The 3,647-nt window shown below is 74.0% G+C and carries 3 protein-coding genes, 1 pseudogene and 1 riboswitch; of the genes and pseudogenes, 2 read left to right on the top strand and 2 right to left on the bottom strand.

The annotated features are described in order from the left end of the window. Positions 1-1,304, bottom strand: a 1,304-nt coding sequence (locus D8M29_RS09785; RefSeq protein WP_127445935.1) for an O-acetylhomoserine aminocarboxypropyltransferase/cysteine synthase family protein, incomplete at its 3' end; no start/stop codon positions are given. A gap of 130 nt (positions 1,305-1,434) precedes the next feature. Beyond that, a riboswitch (SAM riboswitch) is annotated at positions 1,435-1,550 on the bottom strand. 163 nt (positions 1,551-1,713) lie between these two features. Between D8M29_RS09785 and D8M29_RS09790 the strand changes: the two genes are divergently transcribed. Then, positions 1,714-2,364 carry a VOC family protein gene (locus D8M29_RS09790; protein ID WP_036317582.1) on the top strand — a complete coding sequence of 217 codons (651 nt, stop codon included), beginning with the start codon at positions 1,714-1,716 and terminating at the stop codon, positions 2,362-2,364. Positions 2,365-2,382: 18 nt separating this feature from the next. On the opposite strand, the gene D8M29_RS09795 is transcribed toward D8M29_RS09790, so the two are convergent. Then, positions 2,383-3,279 carry a CPBP family intramembrane glutamic endopeptidase gene (locus tag D8M29_RS09795; RefSeq protein ID WP_127445936.1) on the bottom strand — a complete coding sequence of 299 codons (897 nt, stop codon included), beginning with the start codon at positions 3,277-3,279 and terminating at the stop codon, positions 2,383-2,385. Positions 3,280-3,418: 139 nt separating this feature from the next. On the opposite strand from D8M29_RS09795, the pseudogene D8M29_RS09800 reads away from it, so the two are divergent. Then, a pseudogene (locus tag D8M29_RS09800) lies at positions 3,419-3,647 on the top strand (hypothetical protein); the annotation flags it as partial.

The following is a 3,647-nucleotide window of genomic DNA, read 5'->3' on the forward strand; positions in this document are numbered from 1 at the left end:
TCGGCGAGGATGTCCTCGATGTCCTCCACGCCGAGCGAGAGCCGCACCAGGCCGGGGGTGACGCCGGCGGCGCGCTGCTCGTCGTCGGCGAGCTGGGAGTGGGTGGTCGAGGCCGGGTGCACCACGAGCGAGCGGACGTCGCCGATGTTGGCCACGTGGTGGTGCAGGGTGAGCCCGTCCACGAACGCGGCCCCGGCCTCGCGGCCGCCCGCGATCTCGAAGGAGACGAACGCGCCCGCGCCCTTCGGCAGGTAGCGCTGGGCGCGCTCGTGCCACGGGCTGGACTCCAGGCCGGCGTAGACCACGTGCTCGACGTCGTCGCGACCCTCCAGCCAGCCCGCCACCGCGGCCGCGTTGGCCACCTGCCGCTCCATGCGCAGGGACAGGGTCTCCAGGCCGAGGTTCACCAGGAAGGCGTTGAACGGGGAGATGGCCGAGCCGTAGTCGCGCAGCAGCTGCACGCGCGCCTTCAGGATGAAGGCCAGGTTGGCGCCGAGCGGCGAGCCCACCCCGAGGTCCCGCGCGTAGACGAGGCCGTGGTAGGACTCGTCCGGCTCGTTGAAGCCGGGGAAGCGCTCGGCGTGCTGCGCGTAGTCGAACGTGCCGGCGTCGACGATCACGCCCGCGATGGCCGCGGCGTGCCCGCCGAGGTACTTCGTGGCGGAGTGGGTGACGACGTCGGCGCCGTGCTCGATCGGCCGCAGCAGGTACGGGGTGGCCAGCGTGTTGTCCACGATCAGCGGCACGCCGGCCTCGTGGGCGGCGTCGGCGACGGCGCGCACGTCCAGGACGTCCCCGCGCGGGTTGCCGAGGGTCTCGCCGAAGAACGCCGTGGTGTTCGGCCGGACGGCGGCGCGCCAGGACTCGAGGTCGTCCGGGTCGGTCACGAACGTCGTCTCGACGCCGACCTTGGCGAGGGTGTGCTTGAACAGGTTCTGCGTGCCGCCGTAGAGGCTGGCCGAGGCGACCACGTGGTCGCCGGCGCCGGCGAGGTTGAGGATCGCGAACGTCGTCGCCGCCTGACCGGAGGCCAGCAGCAGCGCGCCCACACCGCCCTCGAGCGCGGCGATCTTCTCCTCCACCGGGCCCTGCGTCGGGTTGCCGATGCGGGTGTAGAGCGGGTCGAGGTCCTTGAGCGCGAACCGGTCCGCGGCCACCTGGGCGGACGGGAAGTCGTAGGAGGTGGTCTGGAAGATCGGCAGGGCGGTCGCACCGAAGGCGTGCTGGCCGACGGCGACGCCCGCGTGGACCTGCGCGGTGGAGAAGCCCCAGGCGTCAGGGGTCGGGGTGGGCTGGTCGGTCATGGCGGACCCTCCTGAAGGGTTCAGGGGCCGGACCCGTCCGCCCTGCCCGCCGGCCGACGTGCCGATCCGGGGACCGGCGTCGTCGAGGTGCCGGTGATGACCCGGCGCCGTCGAGAGGGGCCGTGGGATCGGCCCGCGCTTGCCGGCGTCCGTTGTGGGGCCGGCCTGGTCGTCACCCGGGGCACCCCACCGCGGAAGGAGGGTTGCCGGTCAGCATGCCGGGGCCTGTTGCTGACTCTCGTGACCGTGCCTCCGAGTGTAGCCCGCCGCCCCGCCACGATTTCGTCACGCGTGTCACACGCGGATACGCTCTCCGCACGGGGGCGCCCGACCCGTCAAGGGCTCGACGCCCCTGGACTCGCACCAGGTCAACCCCCGGGGCAGCCCGGGAACGGAGAGGAACAGCGCAGTGCACACCTGTCGCATGGACCACGTGTCCTACGCCGCCGGCCCCGAGGGCCTGGACGCCACGGTCGCCCGCATCGCCGAGACGCTGGGCATCGAGCGGATCAAGGGCGGTGTCCACCCCCGCTTCGGCACGCAGAACGCCCTGTTCCCCATGGCGGGCAGGCAGTATCTGGAGGTCGTCGAGGCCCTGGACCACCCGGCCTCCCTCAGCGCGCCGTTCGGCCAGCTCGTGCGCGCCCGCACCGAGCAGGGCGGCGGCTGGATGAGCTGGGCGGTGGCCACCACGGACATCGGCCGGTTCGAGCGCCGCCTCGGCCGTGAGGCCGTCCCCGGCAACCGTCGCTTCCCGGACGGCCGGGAGCTGTCCTGGCGGCAGATCGGCGTCAAGGGAACCCTCGCGGACCCGCAGCTGCCGTTCATCCTGCGCTGGGCCGACGGTCAGGAGGACATGCACCCCTCGCAGGCGGCCGAGCCGCAGGCCACCATCGAGCGCCTGAACATCGCCGGCTCCCCCGAGCGCCTCGCCGAATGGCTCGGCGACGACGAGGACGGCCAGGTCCAGGACGTGAACATCGAGTACGTCGCGCCCTCCGGCACCCCGGGCATCGTCTCGGTCACCTTCCGCACCCCGAAGGGCGAGGTCACGCTCTGAGCGCGGGGGCGGGGCCGCTCAGCCGAGCAGCCCCGCCCGCGCCAGCAGCGGGTAGCCGACGAACCCGACGGCGTCCAGCAGCGTGTGCGCGATGACCAGCGGCATCACCCGGCGCACCCGCAGGAACACGAGCGCGAACACCACGCCCATCAGGGCGTTGCCCACGCCCGGCCCGATCCCCTGGTACAGGTGGTACGCCCCGCGCAGCAGCGCGAGGGCGAGCACCACGACGGCCGCGCGGGTCGGCAGGTACAGCCCCTCGGCGCTCACCCACGACGACGGCACGGCCGGCGCCGGATCGCGCGCCAGGCCCGCGGCGCGCAGCCGCTGCAGATACCCGAGCCGGTCGACGAGCCAGGCGCCCACGATGACCTCCTCCAGCAGTCCGTGCCGCAGCGCGGAGAGCAGCAGGACCGGCACCTGGTACCAGCTCTCCCCGAGCGCCGAGCCGACGATCGCCGTCGTGATCCCCAGGGCCCGGCCGGCGGCGTAGACGCCGAGCGTGCCCAGCCCGATGGCCGCGAACAGGCCCAGGCCCCAGGCCAGGTCGCGGCCGGGGCGACGCAGGTCGAGGCCGAGCACCCGGAACGGGTCCCGTCCGCGCAGGTGCATCAGGTGCAGCACGAGGGCCACCGGCACCAGCGCGAACCCGATGCCGAGCAGCTGGTAGGTCAGGTCGAAGGCCCAGCGGTCGGCCAGGGCCGGGTTGAGGACGGTGGTCTGCTCCCCCAGCGGGGCCTGGGTGGCCTTGTCGATGAGCTGGACGATCGCGTAGACCGCCGACTTCCCCAGGGAGAGGCCGAGGACGATCGCGATCTCCCACCGCACCGTGCGCGCCGAGGGGGCGGGCAGCGCGGGGGCGGGTCGGACGGCCGGGACGGCCGGGGAGCGGGACGTGCGCGGGGTGGCGGGCATGCCCCCAGTATCCGCCCGCCCCCTCTCCCCCGGCCGCTTTCGAACGTGTGGTAGGGCCTGTCTCCCGTTCGAAAGTCCCCATTCCCCCGATGTCACGTTCGAAAGTCCGGGCGGGCGGCGGGAGCGTTAGCGTGGTCGTGTGGTCTCCCCGCCTGCCCCCAGCGAGCTCGAGCTGGTCCACCGCGCCCTGAGGCACCTCCGCCCCGGTCTCGACCCCGCTCTCGCCCGCCGGCTCCGCACAGCCGACTGGGCCGCGGCGTCCGTGGAGGAGGGCGGGCAGTTCCACCGCGTGCTCGTGCTCGAGGACGTCGGCGTCCTCCGGATGACGCGGGCCCACGAGGTGGGGGCCGCCCCGGCCGCGCGGTGGG

The sequence above is a fragment of the Micrococcus sp. HSID17227 genome, assembly GCF_003989405.1.
In the GTDB taxonomy this organism is placed as follows: Bacteria; Actinomycetota; Actinomycetes; order Actinomycetales; family Micrococcaceae; genus Micrococcus; species Micrococcus luteus.

What these genes read in the sequence shown, in the direction of transcription:
- D8M29_RS09795 (WP_127445936.1), bottom strand. Translation starts at nt 3,279, where the DNA reads ATGCCCGCCACCCCGCGCACGTCCCGCTCCCCGGCCGTCCCGGCCGTC.